Origin of the sequence: Bacillus sp. FDAARGOS_1420, from assembly GCF_019344915.1 — a bacterium.
Lineage (GTDB): Bacteria > Bacillota > Bacilli > Bacillales > Bacillaceae_G > Bacillus_A > Bacillus_A mycoides.
On sequence record NZ_JAHWJB010000004.1, the window covers coordinates 51,566 to 76,226 of the forward strand.

The following is a 24,661-nucleotide window of genomic DNA, read 5'->3' on the forward strand; positions in this document are numbered from 1 at the left end:
ACCTCTAGGGAGGTATGGCGTTTATGTTTTCGCTTTTGGTAATTCCAGTTACTTTTTTAACAGTAGCGTATTTTTTTAAGGGAAAAGAGCTAAGTGATAAAAAGAAAATCAAAGCGTTTTTTGAAATCACGAAAGTGTGCGTACAACATAAAGGAGAAATGCAGTACCCCGTATTTTTGAAACAAACAGAGGATGATATTAGTACAACGTTTGTCTATCGGCTGCCATTAGGTGTGCCGAGTCAGCTCATACAGAAGTTAGCGCAAGTATTAGAGGAAGGGTTGTATAAACCCGTAATGATTTCCTTTCAAAAACGGGAGCTGTTTATACGAGTATTCCAGCAATGTATTCCTGAAAAATGGAATTGGTCCAATGAATTGTTACGAGAGAAGACATGGAACGTCATCATTGGAAGAGTGTTAGATCGAATGATTTATCATGATTTTGAAAAAACACCGCATATGTGCGTGAGTGGGATGACTCGTTTTGGCAAGACAGGTTTTCTCAAAAATATTATGACCAGCTTAATTTTACAGCAATCCAATCATGTGAAATTGTATGTGATTGACTTAAAAGAAGGTTTAGAGTTTAGTCCCTACAGGGACTTATTGCAAGTAGAAGAAGTGGCGGAGAATCCCATGCAAGCATTTGATATGTTGACACGAATTCGTGAAAAGATGGTGGAACAGGTAGTACGCATGAAAGATTCTTATTTTACCAACATTGTAGATACGCCAATCAAAGAACGCTATTTCATTATAGTTGATGAATCAGCGAACTTGTGCCCAACACAGGGAATGCCAAAACAAAAGAGAGATATGCTCTATATGTGTCAAGAAATGTTATCGGAAATAGCGAGGATTGGCGGAGCATTGGGGTTTCGCCTGATTTTTTGTACCCAGTACCCGACTTCTGATACATTACCGAGACAAATAAAACAAAACAGCGACGCCAAGATTGGATTCCGCTTACCGACCGTAGTGGCTTCACAGGTGACGATAGATGAAAGTGGATTAGAAGAACTTCCATCCATACCAGGGCGAGCGCTTTTTAAAACAGATCGTGTAGAAGAAATTCAAGTGCCTTATCTGTCCAATAAGGAAATGTGGAATGCATTAAAACAGTATAAGGTGGTGAAACAAATTGAAACACCAAAAACTGAAACAAAAAGCGAGACACATCGAGATTTTATCGAGTTTAAGTAAATTGGACTTTGCGTCTAGACGTCAGTTGCAAGCAATTCATTGTCTCGGTAGTATCAGAAATGCCAATCGTATTCTGAAGGATTTACGACCGTATTGCCATGTGACTTCGCACAATCGAGAACATGTGTATTATCTCAATAAAAAAGGGATGGAACTGCTTGGCATACAGGAAAAAGAACGAAAAAAGAAGCATCAATTAGAACATATTTTATTGCGAAATGAAGCATGGATGTGGCTAGATTTTCCTGATTGGAAAACAGAGCAAGTCATCACTCTGCGCTATCAAGGAGAAGAAAAAACAATCGTTCCAGATGCATTCTTCATCAAAGACAATGTCCCCCACTTTGTAGAAATAGATCGGCTTCAGCATATGAAAGTAAACCAGAAAAAAATACAATATTATGCGTATCTGACTAAAATTTATCAAAAACAACAGAACAAAGTACCAATCCTACTGTTTTTCACTATATCGGATTGCCGAGAGAAAAAATTAGAAAGTGAAGCGATAAAATGCGGTGTGTATGTACAGACATACTTACTGAAAGATGTACTGTAAATCATCTATATTGATCTCTGCAACTGTTTTACAAAAAAACTGAATTTTTGGCAACTAAATATTCAAGAGGACTATAGCCTGTAGTCCCATATTATGACCAAAAATCACTTTGATTAATATTTTTACCTGTTAATTTTTTTAAAGCTTGCACAATTTTATTGGCGTTTTTAATAGAAGGTGAAATACAATCGATTTTAGCAAGACGACTTATCGTTGAAGTTGTAATCCCACTGGCTTTAGCAATATCAACTTGTTTTATTTTATGTTTATCAATAAATTTACCCAGTTTCGAACGAGACAATTTGAACACCTCATCTACTTTTTATTAACAATTTGCACAAAAATCCCGTTTTCTAAACATCAAGAATAAAGTATTTTTTTAAAAGTCGCGCATATAATAAAAAGAAAAGAAAAATTAATTTGTAATTATTTCATGGAATATAGCATACATATTAATAGCTACAAGTTGCGACTACACTGAAGTATAAATTGCAACTTGTTGTAAAGGGTATGCTAGTAAAATAAAAAAGCGAAAACTCTTACTCTCGCAAGGGGTTTCGCTTTTTGTATGAAGTGAGGAATTGGAAGTAGGTAAGAAGAAAACTAATAATTTCACGTACTATAATATAAAAACATGTAAAATAAAAGAGGAACATCTGAAATAAGGGTTTTTCTCTGTCATCCTGTCGATATTTGCTGTATAATAAGGAAAATCAATTAATATGACTTCCAATATGCGGAGTTTAACATGTTTCACTTTTTTCATAGTAGCTTCAACAAAAATCAAAATCCCTATGTATAGCAGGCACACAATACTGACGTTGTATTGTATGCCTGCTCTTTTTTTAGTATAGGTAAGCGTAGCAAAGCACACAGTCTTGGCAATGGAATGGCTATAGAATGAGAGAGTAGTGGCGAGGTGTGTAAAGGGAATCCCCTTGAGAGTCACATGCGTGTTTCAGGCGATTCCAAGGGGATTTTGTGTAGGAATACATGATGAATTTTCCAGTATTCCTCTATAGGAGTATATGATACAATCAAGATGTTCCGTATATTCCATTATATTGAACACCCATAGCAAATGCCTACAAGCAGGAGGGCATTTGTTCTTATTTTTCCCTTCAGGTAAGCTAACGACCTGAAGGGTTTTTATCGTTAGAAAAGGGACAGTTGGATTGGCTCTTGTTCTTGATTTGTACAAGAAATATGTCGATGGTAGCCATTCCCGAGTCTTCGCTGTATTTCAGCATCTAGTAATTGAATCGCACGTTCTTGTGAGGCGGTATACATGACCACTTCTTGCGTCGGGTACATTTCTCCACTTGGTGCTACGATGGTATAAGAAAGTGTATAGGCACTAATTTTCAAAAAAACGCCTCCTTATTGCGCATAATAGTGAATGCAATAGAATACATACGTGATGAGAACACATACAAATATGATACCGTATAATTTTAATCCGATCAGTGCGAATGTAGAAAAAATAGATAATCCTTTTTTTAGAAATGTAAATAAAACACCAGCCAAGAATAAGACAACAGAACCACTTATGAGAAAACTAATCAATATTTCCACCTCTTTTCTGTGTATGCTGTTTGATCCGTTAGAGTTCTTCCAAATCTGTTTCCATAATGTATACAGGTGCAACATGTTCTTGTTCCAGCAAGGTTTGCAACTGTTGTTGAAGCTCAAATCCATCTCTTGACTCAGCCAACAAAAAAGACTTTGAAAAGTTGTTTCCATCCACAGAATAGCTCACATCAAACATGTACATACTCACTGTGCCACCTTTTTACAGGATTTGAATGGAACGGGTTTATATTGCTCATGTCGAACAACTTGGCGTCCATCAATTCCAAGTTGGAAAAAGGATTCCATTTCAGAAATATCTACAATACTAGTATGTTCAAGCACCTTTACAATATATCCTGTTACTTGCAGAGAGGGGTTATGACGGTAAGGAAATGTTACATAATCTTCCAACATTGATTTTGTGAATGCTGCCATTAGAAGCCATAGCAGACACCTCCAATCACGTACGTGATTGTGAATAGAATAATAGGTGCAAGGAAAGTGCCGAAAAAGTATAGTTGAGACTCTTTACAACCATCAATTCCAAACCATTCACACAGTGCGTGATTATTTGGTGAGTAGCTTCTCTTTTGGCGTCTGAGGTGTCTGTTGTGGTCTTTCAGAATGTGATATAATAGCTTCATCATTTTTAATTTGTAAAGCGTTTGACATAATGTTCATCCTTTCTAGATTAGAAATGTTTATGTAAAAGTCCTTTGTGCTTGGTAGGCTGGGAGGGCTTTTACTATGTTTTGAGAGGGAAGTTTAAGAAATGCCTGTTCGTTCTAGCGCTGTGTTCTCTTCTGTACTTTGTATGCATATAAATCTTCTCGCAAGTATAGACGAGTTTTTCTAATCGTTCCAAATTCTACAAATGGTAATATTTTACCATTTTGTACAGATTGATTAAATGCTGATGTAGTTTGGCCTGTAATCGTGCGAGCTTCCTCTTGCATAACTAAATTCTGTTCAATCCACGTTTTGACTTTGTTTCTTTGCATTTGTGTTCATCCTTTTAATGTAGCTTTCGTTCGTGATAATAATAACACATAAATAATTGCATGTAAATAACTTTGTGGAAAAGGAGAATAAATATGAATTGTTAGCATTGTTTTCTACGAATCTGCGCTCTATAAATATGGTGTATAAAAACGTTGTTCTAGTTTATTTCAAGGGAGGAGCATCAATTTGAATCGAGAACTGGTATTGCTCGTGTGATTCTTCTTCTAACAAAGTAGCAAGGGCTTGCAATTAGTGAATGACCTTTTGTTTAGACCTGAGCCCTGCATAGTGGATATGAAAGGATTTTAGAATAGAGGATTCTACCTGTTCTATAAGTTCTAATGGAATCGTTGGTGCAGGTGTTTGCGTTGGAACTGGTTCGGTGGAATGAGGATATTGCAGATCAGTAGGTATATCTTCTTTGAAATTGGTCATTTCTTTTCCTTTTCTTTTTAAATTCACTGTTTTTTGCGTCGTAATTTCATGCCTTTTATATAAATCATAGAGTTTCCTTTTATATGTTCCTAATCCTTCTAAGATTTCTTTGCTTGAAAAATACTTGGTATACTCAATTTCACTCTAGTACGAAAAAGTCTAATACATGCGATCCACTCATTTGGCGCGCATTGTATCACCAGAAAATAACTGAATGTTCTTTCAAAAAAGTCTAGTATGCCATTTTATAATCTGTTAAAATATGGTTACACAGTATACATGAAATACCCTGACGCTCGACCTGTGAAAACAGGTATTTGTTCCGTCAACTATAGTCTCTTTACATCATCAGTACTTGCTGGTGATTTTTTATTCCCTTTTTTCAAAGAACCCTTCTCATGTCATATTTTTGTCCACACCTCTTCTTGTCTAGATGAGAGTAACTTGTTATACTTGACATACCTTTCGTGTCTGTTGATAATTGAAATCGACTCTATTCTATTTGTTCTTCCTGGAAATTTTTGATGTGTTCTCATTCTGAATATGTGTGTTATACTCATGGCATAGATGATATATCTATTTGTTTGAAACATAGTAGTATGTTTATCTTTCATTTCTCCAGAAAAGGTCCCGATGATCGGGGCTTTTTCTATATCATCTTTTTTGTTTTATAAGAAACTCGTTTCTGGTATACTAAAGTGAAGGCAATATATTTAATGGTGAATTTTGAGTCTAATGTACGTGCATATTCAAGTAGCTTCTGTGAAAGAGTCCTAGTTTTTAGGGCTTTTTTATTTGTTAAATTCCACCTGTTTTACTAGCAATAGGCTCTATGTACAAATTCCGATGAAAAAGCTCCTATTTTATAGGGCTTTTTCGCTTTCTAGAGCTTGCACATGCAACTTCTCTTTTTCAACGGCATGTTTTTGTAAATCCTTTAAAATTACCTCTGCCGCCTATACGCATCATCATGACCAAAAACAGTGATATACTAAGAACTTTTTAATTTTTCGTCTTTCTCGAAACCCCCTGTCTCCCAACTGGGCGTCTCTTTAATTTTTATTTCTATTCCTCTTTCTATATCGGTTATTAAAACCACATGTTATAATCATGTAAGTATTAGTAATTATTTCGTACCAACCTTGAAGGCTCTGGCATTCCGCTAGGGCTTTCTCCTATTTCAAGACTGTTCCTAATGATGTGGTCATTTCTCCACACCATTCATCCATTTTTTATCTATCCAAATCCATCACATATATAAATCCAATTAGTTTTTCAATTGTTTTATCATTCAGTGTGATTGGTAATTGCGTAACGTTTGCCATCTATTATCCTCCAATTAATTAATTTTTCGACCTGTCTTCGCTATCTTGAGATCATTTAAAAATTTCTGGAACGCTTCAATCCGTGAATCTAGTAATTCTTTTGTCGCATCATTTGCGGTCGCAATCGAACCATACATGAGGGAAGATACAACCGTGTCTTTTAGAAATTCATCCATATAGGCAATCAAATTGTGGACATTCTTATTCGCGACATAATTCATGGCGGATTCTTCTAGTTGTATGTCATCCACATCTTTAGACAAGGTATCGGCCTTTTGTTTGTAAAAATCAACTGTATCCTTGAGTTCTGCATTTTTATCTTTCAATTCATTTATAATGTTAACATGTCCTATAGCCTTGATTTCTATCTCTTTCACCACTTCTTTCTCAATAATCTGTAGCTCTTGTTGTTCTAATTCCTCTAGCTGTTTTCGGGGGAGTTGTTCAGACTTACGTACGGAAAACGCTTCTTGCTCGACGCGTTTTCTTTTCTCTATTTCTTGGTGTAGGAGCTTGTCTTTTTCTTTGAGTCTTGCCTGTAACTTTTATTGATAAATTGCACACTTTTTAAGCGCTATTTTGCACCTGAAATTTAAATACTAAATTACATAAAAATGAAAAACGAACTCCCAAGAAGATTAGCTTTTTTTCTGGAGTTCGTTTTGGATACGATACACAGTTGGTCTTGTTACACCATTTCTTTCCGCGATCTTTTTGATAGGTAATCCTGAATCTAGCATTGGTACGATTTGATAATAAACAGCTTGCTTTTGAGGATCTCGTGCATCTGGTCCATAAAGAATGGGACGACTTTGATACACGCCTTTTTCTTTCACAATTGTGATTCCTTGTGCTTGTCGTCGTTTACTTTCTGCTCGTTCTTTCTCCGTAATCATAGCTAATAGCTGAAGAATTAAATCTTTTACAAAACAGTCTAACAATGGATCACCTAGGGGCTCACTTAATAACGGCATACTTGTAACGAGTAAACCGATTTTTTCTTACTTTAGATAATCTATTGTACGAATGATTTCATTATAATCACGTTCCAATCGATCAATCGCTTCGACTATTAAAAAATCACCTTCTCGTACAAAATCTAAAGCTCTTTTAAATTTTGCACATTAGAATGTGAAAAGTTTGTGATCCACGCAGTGAGATTATAAGAGCCTAACGACGGAATATTAACCTGAGGTAACCAATCCACGAATAACAGAGTGATTAACTGTCGATAGGTCTTATTTCTGAAGCTTTTGTATGCCAGCAAGAAAATATTATGGGTGAAGGAACTATTGACAAAGGTCACTTGATAACGACTCTGGACCATACGATTACCTATTCCCCTACGCATTGTACTTGTTGTAACATGTCCTTACACCACGAATCTGTAACAGGATACCGCATTCGCCAAGTGTATGATTTACCACTTATCCAGATAGAAGTGACAGAACATAAAGTGGCACAAAAAGAATGCCCACATTGCCATTCTATCCAAGACTCACAATTTCCTTCTACTGTCTCTCGTCCTGTTCAATATGGTCCAAATACAAAAAGGCTGATTCCCTATTTAACGCATTATCAGTGTCTTTCTTTGAAACGAACGAAAGAATTCTTTCAAGATTGTTTTGGACATTCGATTAGTGAAGGAACGCTAGTTAATCATACAAACAGTTTTTCGGCTCGATTGCAGCCCTTTCTCCAAGAAGTAAAAGATAAGATCCTTCAGTCTCCTGTTGTCCATTTTGATGAAGCCGGTATGCGAGTAGAAAATAAAACACAATGGTTACATACTGCTAGTACACCGGAGGTGACATTGCAACATATTCATCAAAAACGCGGAAAAGAAGCAATGGATGCGGGCGAAATTTTACCGTCTTTTTCTGGAATTACGATGCATGATGGTTGGAAATCGTATGATACGTATACAGATTGTCGTCATGTATTATGTAATGCCCAATTTGCAAGGAATTATAGATAGTACGGGGCAAAAGTGGGTGCAACAGATGCAGGGATTTTTCACGCAAGCTTTAACGCTGAAAAAACAATACAAAGGAAGTCCGCCAAAAGCAAAGCAACAGAATCTGTTTGCTGTCTATCAAGTCATATTGAAAGAACAGCCAGTCTTTTTTGCAGAATTAAAAAAGAAAGGAAAGCAGACGCCGGCTCAAAATTTATGGAATCGCTTCGTCAAGTATGCTGATAGAATCCTAGCATTCTTGGAACATCCAGACATTCCATTTGACAACAATCAAGCGGAACGGGATATTCGAATGACGAAAGTCAAACAGAAAGTGTCTGGGACTTTTCGGGGTAAGAAAGGCGCAGAAGCTTTTTGTCAGATACGAACCTTTATGAGTACCATGAAAAAACAATCTGTCTTACGAGCAATAGGCCCGGTTATAGAAACCGGAACGGTTCCTTGGAGTCGCACAACTTCATAAGAGAAATTCTCTATTTGATCTAGATTCTTTCTCTTATGGGAGTCTTTTGTTTTTCATTTTTCGAATGAAAAACATGCATTTGGTATGCCCTTTTTTCTAATTAAGCTGAGTAGTTACAATAAATGATTGTAGATTGATTAATCAATTACCGAATGCGCCTATCTTATTGAGTATGTTCAATCTAGCGCTATCATTGTAAAATGAACTAACCATGCCACTAAAATTGAGACTAACAGAAAGGAAAATGTATGCGTAAGCTCAAAGAATACGACCTGGCTTATATTTGCTACTATTCGGAGAGAATAGAGTTGTCAGCCATTGCGGCAGGATTTTCACAACCCGTGTCAACTACGGTAGTGCATCATATGATTCAAGATTTACACGATCAGGAACTATTTGATTTTTACAAGAGCACCTATGAAGAAATGTTGGAAGAATGATTTCATTATAGGAGGTACTGTTAAAATGGACAGATGGATTCCAATAGAACTCGCTGTATTATCTAACCCCGAATTAAGTATGAATGCCAAAGGTCTATATGCAATGATTATAAGTCTGGGAAAAGAAGAAGTGAGTATCAATGTTGTATTGCTTCAAACGAAAGAAAATAAACTTATGGTAGTGAACACATTGAAAGAACTGAAAGAACAAGGGTATGTGGATGTCCGAGAGTTTATGAACTTAAGAGGACAAATTGTAGATTATCGGATTTCGATTTTATAGTTTCCTTAACGATTGACATCGTGGAACTGTAGCAGTATAATGAAAAATCGAGTCGATGATTCTTTGTACTCACGACCAAGACTGTTGCGAAAGATAGGGCAGACGTGCCAGCAACTTTTGTGACGCTGTATGGATGAAGAGTTACATTTTTAATCATAAGAAACAAGTACACTGCACATACTAATATGGACATCTATATGAACCCACTCAAAAAGGATATTTTCTTTGCGTTTGGGGCATATATGTAGAGTACTCCATTTATAGCTAGCAAAAAAAGCATCCCATGCGTTGGAGGCCACTGAAAAAGTGGCTGTTTAGTAAAAAAGGTATATTTCTTCATAATCTGAGGAACGTATACCTTTTTTGCTGTATACTTAGCGTATCAATCTAAGACGGGTGAATCGAATGATACAAAATCAACAATCGATGGTTTTCAGTTCCTATATGGATATTTATGATTTAGTGGTTCCAAAGGATAATTTTTTACGCAAAATTAACGATTTAATCGACTTTTCTTTTGTTTATGAAGAGCTTAAAGATAAATATTGTCATGATAATGGCCGAAATACTATTGACCCTATTCGTATGTTCAAATATTTATTGTTAAAGACTATCTATGATTTATCTGATGCCGACATCGTTGACCGTTCTAAATATGATATGTCTTTTAAGTATTTTCTTCATATGGCTCCGGAGGAGCATGTAATCGAGCCAAGCTCTTTAACTAAATTTCGGAAACTTCGTTTGGAAGATGTGACCCTTTTGGACATATTAATCAATAAAACCGTTGAAATTGCCATTGAGAATAAAATCATCAAAAGTAACTCTATTATTGTTGATTCGACTCATACAAAAGCTCGGTACAATCAGAAGTCACCTAAAGACATTCTAATGGATCGCTCTAAAAAATTGAGAAAAGTGGTTTATAAGATAGATGAAAACATGAAAAATAAATTCCCGACTAAAAACGCAATAGATACCCTTGAAGATGAAATCCACTATTGCCAAAAACTGATTGAAGTGATTGAAAAGGAAAACACACTTTCTCAGTATCCAAAGATAAAGGAAGGTGTGAACCTTTTAAAAGAAACAGTTACCGATGATATTGAACATTTACAAATATCAAAAGATCACGATGCAAAAGTTGGACATAAAACTACGGATTCTTCATTCTTTGGATACAAAACACATATCGCTATGAGCGAGGAACGGATTATCACAGCTGCCACAATCACCTCCGGTGAAAAGAATGATGGCAAGCAATTAGACACTCTCATTGAAAAAAGTATCGAAGCAGGTATTCAAGTTGAGGCTGTTATTGGTGATGCAGCCTATTCGGGAAAAGGAAATATTGAATATGCAAATGAAAAAAGTTTAAAATTAGTAGCCAAATTAAACCCTTCTGTGACACAAGGTTCTCGTAAAAAAGAAGATGAATTTGAATTTAACAAAGATGCTGGAATGTATGTGTGTAAGGCGGGTCACATGGCCATAAGAAAGGCTCGGCAAGGTAAGAAAACCGTAAACACTAATCAAACTGACACATACTATTTTTATGTAAAAAAATGTAAACACTGTCCATTCCAAGAAGGTTGCTATAAAAAAGGTGCTAAAAGTAAGAGTTATTCTGTAACTATTAAATCTAATGAACATACAGAACAAGCCAAATTTCAAGAAACCGACTATTTTAAGGAGAAATCCAAAGAACGTTATAAAATAGAGGCTAAAAATAGCGAATTAAAACACAGACACGGGTATGATGTTGCGAAATCCTCGGGTCTCATTGGCATGGAATTGCAAGGGGCTCTGACTATTTTTACAGTGAATTTAAAAAGAATATTGAAATTAATGAATTAAAATAAGGAAATGACAGCCTTAATTCACGCAAAAAACGAGTCTATAATTCACATTCTGAATTATAGACTCGTTTTTTTACATCATTCTTAAGCTTTACAAAAATCCGAAGGATTTTCAGTGGCCTCCATGCGTTGGAGATGCTTTTTTTGCGTGAAAAATTGAAAGTTTATGGCTGGGACTTTTTATGTGAACAAACAGGCCGTTTGTTCAATTATTATATGCGTCCGAAAGACGTAGTGTGCGTATGGAATACTACTTCCTCTTGAATAAAACAAATTTTCTGGTTATTTATAAATTTGACTATTTTTTAAATAGTGCGTATCATGTGTACTGTAAATGTAAGATTTCCAAATTTTATATAAGTAGATAAGAGAGGAAGAATGAAAATGAAAACTCTACAACCTAAAAAGGTTATCACTGCGGCTTCCTTCGCCTTAGTAGGAGGATTTTTACTAGGAGGAACACTAGTTTCTGCAGATACAACTCCAGCCACATCATCCGCTGTATCTGGTATGAATCAAATAGCGGAAACACCTTATCTAACAGGGTATGTCGTTTCTATTAATGAGAACTATATGACGGTAATTGATGCTCCTACCAAAGAAGAAGCTATGAAACTACAACAAGATTTATACACCGCGGCTTTACAACATAAGGCCTTACTGGTTCCTATACAAAAAGGGATGGATTTTGCTATAGGAAATAAAGTAAGCGTATTTACAAAAGCTGTGACACATTCTATTCCAGCACATGCCATTGCACCTACTATTAAGAAAATAATTGACTAATTAAGGAGAGACAACATACTATGAAACAATTTAATCAAAAATTAAATATTAAAAAACTAGCAGTTATCGCATTGGCAAGCGCTATTGGGTTTAGTAGTTTTGGGGCTTTAGAGACAAATGTATATGCTGCCGAGCGTACCCATGATAGAGCTGCAATCCAAACCCTTAAAGCCGAAGATATGTCACTCAAGCAATTACAAGATGCCCTACAACACAAACACTATCCTTATCTTAACAACATTAAACTTTTCATCGATAGACATTTTAATGAATTAGAGATCTTATGGCAATCGGCAGGTGAACCTTTCATAACACCATGGCAAGCAGCAAGTGAACCTCTTAAAACAGCCCTAGTAAACTTTCTTTTAGGAGATTTAGGGGATGAACAAAAGTATTACAAAGGAATGCATGAAATTATTGTAAGCCATGACCTCGAATTTTACGTTATAATTAATAAAGCAAATAATAAAGCAACGCTTAGTGAAGCATTTAAATTAGATTTTTCAAAATTAATAACGAGTTTAGCCGATAAAAATTTATAAAATTATTATATAGACCCGTGGTACGAGAAATTCAACTAACCCCACGGGTCTAATACCACAAATTAGGGGAGGAAATTTATGATGAAAAAAAGCGAAACAAAATTTTCCGTATCTAAAAAAAGTCTTATGTTATTATGAAGTGCACCCCAATTGTTAGACACAGTCTAACAATTGGAGGTGTATTTTTTATGGCTAAATTTTCTTCAAAAGAAAAAATGCAAGCGGTGAAACGATATTTAGATGGTTCAGAAAGTGGGAAAGCAATTGCTAAATCTATAGGAGTTACTCCTGTCTTACTTCGTGAGTGGATTAGACGATATGAATCTTCAGGTGAAAAAGCCTTTGAAAAGCGCTATACATCCTACTCAGCTCAGTATAAACTAGATGTACTTTATTATATGAATGAACAAGGGACATCTATCAGAGAAACAGCGGCACTTTTCAATATTCCGTCTTATGAAACACTTCGGAAATGGAAAATAGCCCATGAAACAGGAGGATTGGATGCCCTACAATCAAAGAAAAAGGGGCGTCCAACCATGAAAGATAAAAAAATAAAACCAGTAGTTGAGGGTTCAATAGAAGCACTACAAGCGGAAAATGAGCGTTTACGTATGGAAAATGCATATTTAAAAAAGTTGAATGCCTTAGTTCAAAATAAGGAAAAATCACCAAACAAGACAAAGCGCAAGTAATCTATGAGTTAAGGCATGAATTTCCTATCAAGGGGTTACTTCAGCTCGCAAACATTCCACGTAGTACGTACTATTATTGGATGAAACAGTTCAATCGTCCTGATCCAAACACGGAGGTAAAAGAGCTGATTCAAGCTATTTATAATGAACACGATGGGTGTTATGGTTATCGTCGTATTCGTGATGAACTTATGAATCGCGGACACAAAATTAATCATAAAAAAGTGTATCGCCTTATGAAAGAATTAGGATTAAAATGTCTTGTTCGTATGAAAAAATATCGCTCTTATAAAGGGACAGTTGGGAAAATTGCGCCGAATATTTTAAATCGAAACTTCCAAGCTGAAAAACCAAATGAAAAGTGGGTTACAGATATTACGGAGTTTAAGTTATTTGGGGAGAAGTTATACCTATCACTAATGTTGGATTTGTTTAATGGTGAAATTATCACTTATACCATTGGTTCAAGGCCGCCCTATTCCCTTGTTTCAACAATGTTAGACCAAGCTTTTGAACGTGTAACAGATCAGGATAAACTCCTCATTCATTCTGATCAAGGTTGGCACTATCAAATGAAACAATATCGTCACTCTCTTAAGAGCTGTGGCATAACTCAAAGTATGTCTCGCAAAGGAAACTGTTATGACAATGCCGTTATTGAAAATTTCTTCGGTATCATGAAATCAGAATTTCTGTATCGAAAAGAATTTGAAAGCATAACACATTTCAAACAAGAATTGGCAAAGTATATAGAATACTATAATCATAAAAGGCTGCCTAATGAACCGACCTGTCTAACTTTCGGGGGTCACTTCATTATTTATAACTTTTCTTTTCTTTAGTGTCTCTACACAAGCCCTTGCTGAAGTGAACAAAATGACATCAACTTCTACTATCACAGACATAAATGGGAATCCTGTAGTAACAGGTAAACCTTATTATGTTACAGCTCCTTACATAAATAAAGGTGGATGGAACTCTGAAACTTATCTTTTTAAAGACTATATTCTTTTATCTCACTCGGATACAAGTAGAGGGAAAACTGTAATATTTAATAAAGGTGGGGCAAAAGGTGAAAGTGGAATTCCTATTAAAGAAAATGATCCAATCGGTATTCACATGCAAAGTGAAAACTACCCTGAAGATAAATATTTTAGTTATTCTTCAAAGGTAAAAGGGATATATTTAGACTCTGGCAGCAAAGTGTTTTATATGAATAAAATACCAAATGATACCTACGTGAACAAGGTGAGGTTTATTGTCGGACAGAATCCAACCGCTCATCTGAATTTTGAAAGTGGGATCCACGATAGATATTGGGCCAATTTCACTCATATATATAACTATCAGGATATCATAAACCTAGGATAAAGTTATCCAGGGGCTATATTTACTTTAATCCCTGCTGATTGATCTCATTAGATTCAAATAGAATAAACACTAGAAAAAGCAAACGTACTCCAACGAAATTATCTTGGTTCCAGTGCAAAAATTGTGAAGTACAAAAATAAGATGTCAGGTTCCTAATGGAATAGACCTTATGCATATAAGTCCTCTTTAGAAAATCATCATGATAAAATTTCTATGTATGTAGAACATCACATTTTTTCGGATGATTTGAGGAAAATATAAGTAGGACTTATATACATAAACTTCATTTGCTGTTACACAGTATATAACTAACCTTCAAACCTTACATAATCTCCAGACACCCATTGATCTCCCCCAACGTTATACCATCCATTTTGAATGCCCCAAGATTGATAGCGTTCACCTTGGTACACCTTTTTCACAATGTCATAATTTGTTCCTGATCCCGTACGAACGCGTAATACATCCGCTGTAACCGTAACAACACCTACCCCATTGTTAGATGGTTGTGTGGATGGAGCTGCACCGTTATGATTAGAACCACCCGAAACTGTTGGTCCAGTTAAAGCATAAACGATGGCATTTGTAATCTTATCAACGTCCCATTTCGCCATATCTGAATCATTATCGATGAAACCAAGTTCAATTAAAATTGCTGGTGCTTTCATATTCGCTAACACATACAGTTCTTTACGTTCTTTCGCTCCCCTGTCCTTCCAGCCGATTTCTTTCGAAATTTTGGCAGACACCTTGGCTGCCAAAGCTTGTTGATCGTAATAACAAACTTCTACACCGTTAGCTGAACCATTGTAAGCATTCAAGTGAAATGAAATTACAAGGTCCACAGTATGAGAGTTACAATTCGCAACGATATTACTTAAATTTCGTGCCTGTGTTGAGCCTGTTTCGTCCGTATCATCATAAACGAAATGCCCCAAAGCTCTTAACTTAGCCGCAACCGCATCTTTCACCTGACGATCCAGAATGTGTTCTTTTCTATTCCCCCAATTAGCACCTTGTACAATACTGTTATGGCCACCATGTAGGGGTCACACGACCGAAAAAATAAAATTGCACGTTAAGGAATATTTTTACATATCATTTCTGTTTTATTCTATTTTTCCGTAGTGGCCGTAAGTTTTCAAAATTCAATTCTTGATTTAAATTCCAAATATAATCTCCTGTAAGTGCGATATGTTCCCAGCCTAATGGAGAGATGTGCTGAATATATTCCTCTGGAATATGAATACCATTATTCCGTAACATTTCAATTGGACGATGCAATTGATCTTCATAGGATCGGTCACGAATTTCTCCTAATTGATTAAAAAACACAGCTCTAGCCAAAGAATTTTTACTTTCGCCTTTATTTAATTCAACCTGAACTTTTCTTCTGTGTTCAGGATATTGTATCCACTTTAACACATATAAACTTCTTTCTATTCGGCCGATTTCACGAAGTGCGATGGATAAACTATTCTGTCTAGGGTAAGATGATAATTTTTAAAAATCAGGGAAGCTGTAACTGTTCCTTGTCGTACAGAGCTAACTAAACGTAATATTTCATCCCAATTTTCACGTATTTTCTTTACCTGAATTGTTCCGCTGTAAATGTCAAGATAAACATGGTTCTTTCCAAAGTTGGTTGAAAAGCCTCCCTTTTTCATATTCAAGTAATAAAATTTTGTTTTTTAACAAATCGAACAGACAACGGCCATACATAGTGCGTGTCACTAATTTTAATTTATTGATTTTCCCTTCAGCTAGACCATTATTATATTGATAAGCGATACCATTTTTCACAGCTGTTAAGTCTCTTTTTATTCCTTTGATAAAGCTGTTGAGTGGTTGAATATGCAACGCAGTTGCTTGTTCAATCCAGATTTGCAATGCATCACTTCTTTTTTGTTTCAGGATGTCCCTAAAGTCATTCACCAAATTTATGACAGATTCGATGTCTGGATGCAATTTGTAAATTTCTTTTATTTGTTCTTCAGATAATTTGATTTTTGTCTTCTTCGAATAGAACAAAAGGCCAATAACCCTTTTTCGTTTCACAAATTCAAACGCCGTATCATGTAACAATTGGGGTTCTTCAAATAAAGATTTTTTCAGTTTAGAAATATAATTGCGCACAGTAGAGGCAGAGCCGTTGTAGCCTTTCTCTCGAAGAATGACACCAATCTGAACAGATGTATAGCGATTGATTACGTACCGTTTTATTTCTTCTGCATAGGGATCTAACATGCTCATTTTTGTTTGTCCTAAGCTGGCATGAACTCCTGTTGTTTTTGGATTCAGATATTTGGAGATCGTACGGCGATCTAACCCAAGTTGACGTGCAATACTCCGTTCGGAGTTTCCTTGTTTGTACAGTTGCCGTACTTCACATATCCTTTTTTCTTTCTGTAACTTTTTTTGTGTGTGAGATATGTTCATTGTGCTCATCAGATATTCTTCTTGTTCGCTTAAGCTCATGGATAAAACCTTTTTCACGGTTCTAATATCCATCTGTACAGCTTTCGCTATTTGGTGAAACGTATAACCAGTATCGATTAAGCCATTCGCTATTTTGACTTTTTTTATAAATGGTATGTTTACACGATTTGGGTCCCTGGAAGATGCTTTCTTTGAGGTTGTCACTGGGATTTTGATGTTTGTTTTTAAGATGGATTTGAAAAATTCTGCACAATACCTTGTTAGATTTTGAAGCAAGTGAAAGCGATCGCTTATTTGAATAGCGTTTGGATGAGCCTCTGCAATGGAATAAGCATACGTAATAGAACCATCTCTAGAAACAATCTCCAAATTCGGGAAAGTTTTCAGCCAACTTATTACTTCTTCTCTATTTCTAGAATGAATGAGGTCAACCACTTGATGTGTATCTATATCAATATCAATCATAATCGTGCCATACGTGTGTCTCTTTTTTTAAGAAAAATCATCAATACAGACTCTTTTCACATGGGCTTTATCAATTTTAATTGTTTTTTTTTAGTAGACTTCAAATGGCACTTTTCCCCACCTTTACAATGCCACGGTTCAATATTTTTTCAGCTACAAGCGAACTGACATTTTTGGCAATTTTCAGGATTTCTTGTTCCAAGCGAGTGGATTTTTTGGCTTTATAGGGTAAAAATGAGAATGGTTCAGCAAATGTCTTGCGAGGGCATTGTGCATGATGGCAGAACATTTTGCGGTTGTTGATCACGTATACAACCTTCTTACCTTGAATGGGCAAGTCATGAAACGTCCTTTCATAGCGAGAATGAACTTTGGTCGAAGCTGTATTGCAGAAAGGGCATATTACTGATAACCTCTCCGAGGCAATCTGAATAAATAGTGTATCCTCTACAATTTCATGTGACAGATATCTAAGCTTTTCACCATATCATCCATTTTACAGCACATCCCCCTGACTTAAATAATAGGAACAGTATAGATGAATTTTTAGAATTTCAACCAACTTTGGAAAGAACCATTTCGTATTTGAACTTTACACCTTGCGGCTACATATCGACAAAAATATCTATACTATGCTTTATTGGGTTCCTTAATTTTAATTTTTGTTTCTTTATAAAATACTACTTTTTCTTCGTTATACTCTTTTGTATATCTATTAAATTTCTCTTTTTCTTTTTGCATTTCTTCTGTTAATTTATTTACTTCTTTCACTTTCTCGCTAATTTCTTTTAGCTTTGTTTCTTTCATTTTTAATTTTTCATAAAGCTCTTTTTCAATCACCATTGATTTGGCATAATTTTCGTACATTTTTTGAAAAGCATCATAACGATTTTTATAAGCCTTTGCTACTTTTTGCGCTTGTTTTTGTATCTTTTTATCTTCAATTTTCTCTATATTATTTTGAACTGCTTTCATTTTTTTTTGCGATTTCTCTAATATTTCTTTTTCATTTTTTAATATTTTTTCACGTTCAGCCACATTTGAGGCTGCTTGATCTAATTTTTGTGTAATTGTCCCACTATGCTCTTTTCCTTCTGCTATAATTTGAGTATATAATTCTTGTTCTTGTTTTTCTAACGTTCCTAATTTTTTCGTATATTCAAATAAAGATTTCTCTTGTTTAGTTGCGTTTTCAAATGCAACTAATAATTTTTCTTCTGTTTTTTCACCAAAACAGCCTGATAATAGTCCTACTGCTAGTGCCCCAACGATTGCTAATTTTCTATACGTCAATCTCTTTCCCCCTCCCTTGTGTTACATACGTTTATCATGCCAAAAATTCATTGAGAAGTGCTCCTCTTCATGATACGCTTCAAACTCATAACCTTTTTCTTTTAAGCCTTTTATAATTGCTGGTACTGCTGCAATAGATTGCGGATGAATATCATGCATTAAGATAATTTCTTTAGGATTCGTTGCACCTGCAAGTACATTTTGAACAATTTTTGCTGAAGCAACACCAACAGGCATTTTATTATATTGCCAATCTAAAGAGTCAATCGTCCAATCCCAAACTTTAAGGTCATTTTCCACTACTTTATTACGAAGCGTTTCATTTAAACCAGGCATAGAACCATATGGAGGACGCGTCAATTTCGGAGATTCTCCAATAATATTTGCTATTAAGCCTTGATCTTCTTTCATTTCATTTACATACTCGCCATTTGTGTACAATTTTTTAAAATCATGTGTCATACTATGCATACCTATATAATGGCCTTCTGCTTTCTCGCGTTTTACTAAATCCGAAAAATGTTTTACATTTGCACCAATTAAGAAAAAAGTCGCTTTCGCATCATTTTGTTTTAATATATCTAGCAGTTCAGCTGTATATTTTCCTGGTCCATCATCAAATGTCAAATAGACAACTTTTCTTATTTGACCATTGAATTGAACTGGTACGGTTTTATTCATCTCCACTTTCGATTGCTCACTTGCAAGCTGTACAGAATTTATTTGATTCTCTACTGCCTTAGCCGGTAATGTGACTGATTGAAACAAAAAATACCCAGATACGATTGTAATAATAACCACTAGTGTAATAAAAATATTTTTTACATTAAATACATTTCGCATTCTATAAAATTCCTTTCTATCTATTCTTATATAATTCTTCCGTTTATTTAATCTATTATTTTTTATCTAAATCGAATTGTTTCAAAAATTTCATTTAGCCTATTTCTTTATAGGTTGGATGTGCTTTTATTGTATTATAATAAAGATACTTGAAAAATGTAAACTGACGTAATGACTATTTTTATTGGGTTTTATGGATTATTTGCCCATATATATGGGAGGTAGCATACACACGATTTCGTTGCAAAGTTTTCTAAGAACCTGTTTAGAATCCATGGTATAATCTGTAAAAAAAGGATATTTTCTATGATACATAATTATACAAGTAACGTTTCACGTGAACAGTTTGAACTTATTCGAGAAGATTTGGAAAACGCAAGAAAAAGGACGCGTCCACGCACAGTTGATTTGTACGAGGTATTCTGCGGTGTGCTATACGTGCTTACCACAGGATGCCAATGGCGTAACTTACCAAGTGACTTTCCAAACTGGCAAACAGTCTATTTCTACTATCAGATTTGGCGGAAAGTAGATGAGAAGGGCATAAGCCTTCTCGAAAAAGTGCATAAAAAAATTGGTTGAAACCTATCGTGAGCAAGATGGACGTAAGAATCAGGCAAGTTTCTGCATCGTAGATGCACAAAGCGTGAAAAACACATGGATAGCTGGTGAAAAAGGCTATGATGCTGGAAAGAAAGTGTCAGGAATCAAACGTCATATCGCTGTAGATACGAACGGTCTTATTCATGCGATTGAAATAACAACTGCGAATATAACTGATCGAGAAGGTGCGATCCAAATGTGTGAAAGGCATAAGAAAACACTGGGAAAAGTAACAAATATACTTTGTGATGGCGGATATACGGGGCCATCCTTTGCACAATCCATCAAAGAAACGATTGATTGTTCGGTTGAAATCATCAAACGATCTGAACTTCACAAGTTTGTCGTGTTACCCAAACGCTGGATTGTGGAACGAACTTTTGCTTGGTTGGAAAATTACCGCAGACTGTGGAAGAACTGTGAACGAACACTTGAAAATAGCAGACAGAGTTGCTTATTGGCAGGTGTAGCAATTTTATTAAAAAGATTTTAAACAGGTTCTAAGGTATTTTTGTCCATCTTCCGAAAAAGGAGAATAAGAAAAAGTGACCTTCTTTTTAAGGTCGATTGCTTTCTTGTAAGTTATATTCGTATTCCTTGACTCTTCTATAAAACGTATTGCTCTTCATCCCTACTTTTTGCATTGCTTCTACTGCAGTAATTTTATGATTTTTCCATTGATGATAAGTTTTTATAAAGTTATCATCAATTTCAACTTTTTTGCGCCCAAATTTAACTCCTTTTTGAAGTGCAATTGTAATCCCTTCTTTTTGTCGTTCACGGATCCTTTTTCTTTCATCTTCAGCCATATAACTTAATAACTGTAAAATTAAATCTGAAATCAGGGTTTCAATTCCATTTAAATCTTTATATTTCATTGTGTTAAGAAGTGGCATATCTAACACAATGATATCAATTTCTTTTTCCTTAATTAGTTCTTGCCATTCATCTAAAATCATTTGTTTATTTCTTCCCAAACGATCTAGTGATTGAATATATAAAACATCTCCATTTCTCAGCATACGCTTCATAAGTTGATATTCAGGACGCTTAAAATCTTTTCCACTAGCTCTTTCAATAGATTGATCTTTACTACTTACTCTAATATAAAAAAACTTCCTCATTAGATATCCCTCTCTCACTTTAAATTCCAAACAATAACTATAATTATTATATTTTAATGTCAAATTATATACAATTCTAATGACATGTTTCAAAAGTGATTATGTTATAATTATGAAACCTTAAAACCTAATCAGACTCACTATGTCAAAAAGTATACTTTTTGACATAGTGAGTCTGATTACAAAATATTTTGTGCAAAGGGATGGAGTCCGAAATAAATATGAACACTAAAAACAGGCTGACAATTCTAACAACTGATGAAATTAATCATCTTTACAGTAGACCTATATTTACACCTAAAGAACGTGTGCAATACTTTTCGCTTTCACAAGTAGAAAAGGAATTATTATATACTTTTCGTTCTATAAAGTCTAAAGTGTATTTTATTCTTCAATTAGGATATTTCAAATCTAAACATTTATTTTTTCAGCTTAAATTATCTGAAGTCCAAGAAGATATTCAATATATTTTAAAAGTCCATTTTAAAAATGAGTCATTTGGAGATTTTGAATCGATTGATAAAAAAACACGATCTACTCATAAAAAATTAATTCTTAAAATATCTAATTACCGTATCTGTGACTCATATTATCGAGGTGCTTTACAAGAAAAAGCCCGTAGAGCTGCAACAGTAAGTGGGAAACCTATTTTCATTTTTCGTGAGTTACTCAATTATTTAATAGAAGAACACATTATTATTCCTGCGTATAGTTTTATGCAAGACATTGTAGGAACGGCTATTACATCTGAAGAACAACGACTCATAATGATTATACAGAATCATCTATCTGAAACTGATAAACAACATTTAAAAGAATTATTATATAATTCTTCTGGATTATATGAGATTACTAGAATAAAACATGAACCAAAAGATTTTAGTATAAATGAAATTAAGCGTGAAATCGAATGCGGGAGTAATATACACCCTCTTTTTCAACTTGCCAATATCATTTTACCTCAACTAAAAATTTCTAATGAAAGCATTAAATACTACGCTTCTTTAGTAGAATATTATTCCGTGTATAAATTAAAACGGTTTGACGAATATCTTATCTATATTTATTTACTATGCTTTATTTCCCATCGTTATCAAAGAATGAATGATAACTTGATTAATAGTTTTATTTATAAAATGAGAAAATACAACGATGATATCATTTCCTTTGCGAAAGACCAAATATATACCTATTATACAGAAAACCAGGGGGATTTTAAGAAAGTAGGCAAGGTTTTACAAGTTATAGTAGATGAAAGTATTTCAGATAATACAGCATTTAAAGACATTCAAAAACGCGTATTCTCTATCCTAGACCGTTCCAAATTAACTGAACTAGCCAATCAAATCCTCGATAATACGAAAATAGATGAAAAAGCGTTCCGTTGGGAACGTATTGATGCATTAGCTTTACAGTTTAAGCGACAAATTCGTCCTATTTTTATGATGGTTGATTTTGTTACAACTGGTATTGATGACTCTCTGATGGATGCAATAACTTTTTTAAAGGAAGTTTTTACGAAACGAAAAACCTTAACCAAATATGATATCAAAGATATCCCTCAAGTCTTTATAACAAACAGCAACAAACGTTATCTTTACACGAAAGATGAGACGCATTCAAAACGTTTACTAATCGATCGATATGAATTTTTAATTTATTATTCCTTATGGCATCATTTACAATCAGGAGATATTTTTTGTAGAGATAGTATACAGTATAGAAGTTTCGAAGATGATTTAATTGATGAAGACAAGTGGGAGCAAAAAGAGACTTTCATTAAAGATTTCCATTTAACTACGTTACAACAGCCCATTGAACAACATTTAAAAGAACTGGAAAACAGATTGGAAACTCGTATTCCTGCAATCAATAAAAGGATTACTTCGAGAAAAAACAAATATATTCAAGTGAAAAAGCATAAAAATCATAACTCATGGACACTTCCATATACCCGAGTTTCAGATCCTATTAATCATTCGTTATTCGATGTATTACCACAAATTGATATAAGAAGTATTCTGTATTTTGTAAATCAACAATGTAATTTTCTAGATAACTTTGAACATATCCTGGGACGCTATGCAAATCAAAAACCAAATTATAATATTCTCATTCCATGTTTAATAGCCTGGGGCACAAATATGGGATTATATAGAATGGGGGAAGTTTTTGATATAGATTTTTCGAAATTAGCAACTACATCATCTAATTTTATTCGATTAGAAACGTTAAAAGCAGCGAATGACTGCATTAGTAATGCAACAAGTAAACTTCCTATTGTTCAATATTATAATATTAATGATTTTGTTCATTCGAGTAGCGACGGTCAAAAATTCGAAACACAGATTCATACGCTACAGTCCCGTCATTCTTCTAAGTATTTTGGAATGAATAAAGGAATTACCTCTTATACAATGGTGGCCAACCATATTCCGATTCAAGCAAGAATTATTGGTGCAAATGAGCATGAAAGTCATTATGTATTCGATATTTTATACAATAATACAACTGACGTAAAGCCTAACATTCATTCGACAGATACACATGGAACAAATGAGGTTAATTTTGCTATATTAGATTTATTTGGTTATCAGTTTGCACCAAGATATAAGGATATTCATGCCACAATATCCCGAAATTTATATGGTTTTCAACATCCAAGCCAATATGAAGAATTACTTATTAAACCTTTGCGAAAAATCAATACAGAGCTGATTATGAAGGAATGGGAAAATATTAAACGGATCATGTTGTCTCTGGCTTTAAAAACGACTACTCAAAATGTTATTGTTCGAAAGTTAAGTTCCTATGCGCGAAAAAATCAAACAAAACGTGCATTATGGGAGTATGATAATATCATCAAAAGCCTATATTTTTTAGAATATATTGATTCGCTACCATTACGTCAAAATGTTCAAAAGGCGCTAAATCGAGGGGAAAGTTATCATAAATTACGTCGGGCTGTATCTTTTGCAAACTTTGGGAAACTTCGTTTCAAGACGGAACAAGATCAACAGATTTGGAATGAATGTAGTAGGCTACTAACTAATTGTATTATTTATTACAATGCGAGTATATTATCGAATTTATTAACGAAATCCCAGCGCAAAGGTATCGAGATGAATATATTAAAGTACATTTCACCAGTTGCCTGGCAACATATCAATTTTTATGGACGTTATGAATTTAGCAAATCTCCAACAGTAGTAAATTTAGAGACAATCATTAAGGGTATCAATGAAGAGAATATTTTAACCAGGTTAACGCAAGCACCTTCCCTTGAAGAAGAATAAGACAAAATATAATTTGGTATATTTTGTCTTATTCCCCCTTTTCGGGGGATGGGCAAAAACACCCAAATTCAAAAAACACCAGAACC

General features: G+C 34.6%; 24 protein-coding genes and 4 pseudogenes. 12 read left to right on the forward strand and 16 right to left on the reverse strand.

What is annotated here, in order from left to right:
- The first annotated feature begins 23 nt into the window (after positions 1-23).
- Both I6L50_RS31555 and I6L50_RS31560 read left to right on the forward strand, forming a co-directional pair.
- Positions 24-1,205 (forward strand): FtsK/SpoIIIE domain-containing protein, encoded by a 1,182-nt coding sequence (locus I6L50_RS31555; RefSeq protein ID WP_219304161.1) that lies wholly within the window; start codon positions 24-26, stop codon positions 1,203-1,205.
- Entirely contained in the window at positions 1,144-1,761 is a 618-nt protein-coding gene (locus I6L50_RS31560) for a replication-relaxation family protein (protein WP_219304162.1), read from the forward strand. Before I6L50_RS31555 ends, I6L50_RS31560 begins: the two co-directional genes overlap by 62 nt.
- 91 nt (positions 1,762-1,852) lie before the next feature.
- Here I6L50_RS31560 and I6L50_RS31565 read toward each other — a convergent pair whose 3' ends face one another.
- The 8 genes from I6L50_RS31565 to I6L50_RS35220 form a co-directional block, all read right to left on the reverse strand.
- Positions 1,853-2,062, reverse strand: coding sequence for a helix-turn-helix domain-containing protein (locus I6L50_RS31565; protein ID WP_219304163.1), 210 nt, complete (start codon positions 2,060-2,062; stop codon positions 1,853-1,855).
- 854 nt (positions 2,063-2,916) lie between these two features.
- Positions 2,917-3,129, reverse strand: coding sequence for a hypothetical protein (locus I6L50_RS31570; RefSeq protein ID WP_219304164.1), 213 nt, complete (start codon positions 3,127-3,129; stop codon positions 2,917-2,919).
- Positions 3,130-3,364: 235 nt separating this feature from the next.
- Positions 3,365-3,535 (reverse strand): hypothetical protein, encoded by a 171-nt coding sequence (locus I6L50_RS31575; protein WP_180232177.1) that lies wholly within the window; start codon positions 3,533-3,535, stop codon positions 3,365-3,367.
- Between the two features lie 2 nt (positions 3,536-3,537).
- Complete coding sequence (locus tag I6L50_RS31580; RefSeq protein ID WP_219304165.1) at positions 3,538-3,768, reverse strand: DUF2187 family protein; 231 nt, start codon at positions 3,766-3,768, stop codon at positions 3,538-3,540.
- 350 nt (positions 3,769-4,118) lie between these two features.
- Positions 4,119-4,334, reverse strand: a complete 216-nt coding sequence (locus I6L50_RS31585) for a hypothetical protein (protein WP_016099625.1) — start codon at positions 4,332-4,334, stop codon at positions 4,119-4,121.
- Between the two features lie 1,775 nt (positions 4,335-6,109).
- A complete protein-coding gene (locus I6L50_RS31590; protein ID WP_257475472.1) occupies positions 6,110-6,472 on the reverse strand; it encodes a hypothetical protein in 363 nt (120 codons plus the stop codon).
- A gap of 261 nt (positions 6,473-6,733) precedes the next feature.
- Complete coding sequence (locus I6L50_RS31595) at positions 6,734-7,036, reverse strand: helix-turn-helix domain-containing protein (RefSeq protein ID WP_257475473.1); 303 nt, start codon at positions 7,034-7,036, stop codon at positions 6,734-6,736.
- 60 nt (positions 7,037-7,096) lie between these two features.
- Positions 7,097-7,168, reverse strand: coding sequence for a hypothetical protein (locus I6L50_RS35220; protein WP_257475479.1), 72 nt, complete (start codon positions 7,166-7,168; stop codon positions 7,097-7,099).
- A 230-nt stretch (positions 7,169-7,398) separates the two neighbouring features.
- On the opposite strand from I6L50_RS35220, the pseudogene tnpC reads away from it, so the two are divergent.
- The 8 genes and pseudogenes from tnpC to I6L50_RS31635 all read left to right on the forward strand — a co-directional run.
- Positions 7,399-8,536, forward strand: a pseudogene (gene tnpC / locus I6L50_RS31600) (IS66 family transposase); the annotation flags it as partial.
- 248 nt (positions 8,537-8,784) lie between these two features.
- Positions 8,785-8,976 carry a hypothetical protein gene (locus I6L50_RS31605; RefSeq protein WP_219304166.1) on the forward strand — a complete coding sequence of 64 codons (192 nt, stop codon included), beginning with the start codon at positions 8,785-8,787 and terminating at the stop codon, positions 8,974-8,976.
- A 25-nt stretch (positions 8,977-9,001) separates the two neighbouring features.
- On the forward strand, positions 9,002-9,259 hold the full coding sequence (locus tag I6L50_RS31610; protein ID WP_219304167.1) for a hypothetical protein: 258 nt from the start codon (positions 9,002-9,004) through the stop codon (positions 9,257-9,259).
- Between the two features lie 405 nt (positions 9,260-9,664).
- A complete protein-coding gene (locus I6L50_RS31615) occupies positions 9,665-11,116 on the forward strand; it encodes an IS1182 family transposase (RefSeq protein ID WP_219304168.1) in 1,452 nt (483 codons plus the stop codon).
- Positions 11,117-11,502: 386 nt separating this feature from the next.
- Positions 11,503-11,904, forward strand: coding sequence for a DUF3221 domain-containing protein (locus I6L50_RS31620; RefSeq protein WP_219304169.1), 402 nt, complete (start codon positions 11,503-11,505; stop codon positions 11,902-11,904).
- 20 nt (positions 11,905-11,924) lie between these two features.
- Positions 11,925-12,446, forward strand: a complete 522-nt coding sequence (locus I6L50_RS31625) for a hypothetical protein (RefSeq protein WP_219304170.1) — start codon at positions 11,925-11,927, stop codon at positions 12,444-12,446.
- A gap of 188 nt (positions 12,447-12,634) precedes the next feature.
- Positions 12,635-13,983, forward strand: a pseudogene (locus I6L50_RS31630) (IS3 family transposase).
- A 34-nt stretch (positions 13,984-14,017) separates the two neighbouring features.
- On the forward strand, positions 14,018-14,512 hold the full coding sequence (locus tag I6L50_RS31635; RefSeq protein ID WP_219304171.1) for a hypothetical protein: 495 nt from the start codon (positions 14,018-14,020) through the stop codon (positions 14,510-14,512).
- Between the two features lie 308 nt (positions 14,513-14,820).
- Here I6L50_RS31635 and I6L50_RS31640 read toward each other — a convergent pair whose 3' ends face one another.
- The 7 genes and pseudogenes from I6L50_RS31640 to I6L50_RS31665 form a co-directional block, all read right to left on the reverse strand.
- Positions 14,821-15,537 (reverse strand): N-acetylmuramoyl-L-alanine amidase, encoded by a 717-nt coding sequence (locus tag I6L50_RS31640; RefSeq protein ID WP_219304214.1) that lies wholly within the window; start codon positions 15,535-15,537, stop codon positions 14,821-14,823.
- 73 nt (positions 15,538-15,610) lie between these two features.
- Positions 15,611-16,092: pseudogene (locus I6L50_RS31645) on the reverse strand (Tn3 family transposase); the annotation flags it as partial.
- 34 nt (positions 16,093-16,126) lie between these two features.
- Positions 16,127-17,416, reverse strand: coding sequence for a transposase (locus I6L50_RS31650; protein WP_219304172.1), 1,290 nt, complete (start codon positions 17,414-17,416; stop codon positions 16,127-16,129).
- Positions 17,417-17,516: 100 nt separating this feature from the next.
- On the reverse strand, positions 17,517-17,723 hold the full coding sequence (locus I6L50_RS35225; RefSeq protein ID WP_257475474.1) for a hypothetical protein: 207 nt from the start codon (positions 17,721-17,723) through the stop codon (positions 17,517-17,519).
- Between the two features lie 27 nt (positions 17,724-17,750).
- A pseudogene (locus tag I6L50_RS35905) lies at positions 17,751-17,882 on the reverse strand (hypothetical protein); the annotation flags it as partial.
- A gap of 164 nt (positions 17,883-18,046) precedes the next feature.
- Positions 18,047-18,709 (reverse strand): YkyA family protein, encoded by a 663-nt coding sequence (locus I6L50_RS31660; RefSeq protein WP_219304173.1) that lies wholly within the window; start codon positions 18,707-18,709, stop codon positions 18,047-18,049.
- Between the two features lie 21 nt (positions 18,710-18,730).
- Complete coding sequence (locus I6L50_RS31665) at positions 18,731-19,552, reverse strand: peptidoglycan-N-acetylglucosamine deacetylase (protein ID WP_219304174.1); 822 nt, start codon at positions 19,550-19,552, stop codon at positions 18,731-18,733.
- A 306-nt stretch (positions 19,553-19,858) separates the two neighbouring features.
- On the opposite strand from I6L50_RS31665, the gene I6L50_RS31670 reads away from it, so the two are divergent.
- Positions 19,859-20,648, forward strand: a protein-coding gene (locus I6L50_RS31670) for an IS5 family transposase (RefSeq protein WP_374108448.1) whose coding sequence is annotated in 2 segments (ribosomal slippage) — positions 19,859-20,116 and positions 20,118-20,648 — 789 coding nt in all. Because the reading frame shifts where the segments join, the coding sequence is not laid out codon by codon here.
- Positions 20,649-20,712: 64 nt separating this feature from the next.
- On the opposite strand, the gene I6L50_RS31675 is transcribed toward I6L50_RS31670, so the two are convergent.
- Positions 20,713-21,279, reverse strand: coding sequence for a recombinase family protein (locus tag I6L50_RS31675; RefSeq protein ID WP_219304176.1), 567 nt, complete (start codon positions 21,277-21,279; stop codon positions 20,713-20,715).
- A 221-nt stretch (positions 21,280-21,500) separates the two neighbouring features.
- Here I6L50_RS31675 and I6L50_RS31680 point away from each other — a divergent pair, with 221 nt between their 5' ends.
- Positions 21,501-24,575 (forward strand): Tn3 family transposase, encoded by a 3,075-nt coding sequence (locus I6L50_RS31680; protein ID WP_219304177.1) that lies wholly within the window; start codon positions 21,501-21,503, stop codon positions 24,573-24,575.
- Positions 24,576-24,661: the final 86 nt, after the last annotated feature.

Bases quoted from the DNA above. Each gene is read 5' to 3' on its own strand.
- I6L50_RS31555 (WP_219304161.1), top strand. From the start codon at position 24: ATGTTTTCGCTTTTGGTAATTCCAGTTACTTTTTTAACAGTAGCGTAT.
- I6L50_RS31575 (WP_180232177.1), bottom strand. From the start codon at position 3,535: ATGTACATGTTTGATGTGAGCTATTCTGTGGATGGAAACAACTTTTCA.
- I6L50_RS31580 (WP_219304165.1), bottom strand. From the start codon at position 3,768: ATGGCAGCATTCACAAAATCAATGTTGGAAGATTATGTAACATTTCCT.
- I6L50_RS31585 (WP_016099625.1), bottom strand. From the start codon at position 4,334: ATGCAAAGAAACAAAGTCAAAACGTGGATTGAACAGAATTTAGTTATG.
- I6L50_RS31605 (WP_219304166.1), top strand. From the start codon at position 8,785: ATGCGTAAGCTCAAAGAATACGACCTGGCTTATATTTGCTACTATTCG.
- I6L50_RS31610 (WP_219304167.1), top strand. From the start codon at position 9,002: ATGGACAGATGGATTCCAATAGAACTCGCTGTATTATCTAACCCCGAA.
- I6L50_RS31615 (WP_219304168.1), top strand. From the start codon at position 9,665: ATGATACAAAATCAACAATCGATGGTTTTCAGTTCCTATATGGATATT.
- I6L50_RS31620 (WP_219304169.1), top strand. From the start codon at position 11,503: ATGAAAACTCTACAACCTAAAAAGGTTATCACTGCGGCTTCCTTCGCC.
- I6L50_RS31625 (WP_219304170.1), top strand. From the start codon at position 11,925: ATGAAACAATTTAATCAAAAATTAAATATTAAAAAACTAGCAGTTATC.
- I6L50_RS31635 (WP_219304171.1), top strand. From the start codon at position 14,018: ATGACATCAACTTCTACTATCACAGACATAAATGGGAATCCTGTAGTA.
- I6L50_RS31650 (WP_219304172.1), bottom strand. From the start codon at position 17,416: ATGATTGATATTGATATAGATACACATCAAGTGGTTGACCTCATTCAT.
- I6L50_RS31665 (WP_219304174.1), bottom strand. From the start codon at position 19,552: ATGCGAAATGTATTTAATGTAAAAAATATTTTTATTACACTAGTGGTT.
- I6L50_RS31675 (WP_219304176.1), bottom strand. From the start codon at position 21,279: ATGAGGAAGTTTTTTTATATTAGAGTAAGTAGTAAAGATCAATCTATT.
- I6L50_RS31680 (WP_219304177.1), top strand. From the start codon at position 21,501: ATGAACACTAAAAACAGGCTGACAATTCTAACAACTGATGAAATTAAT.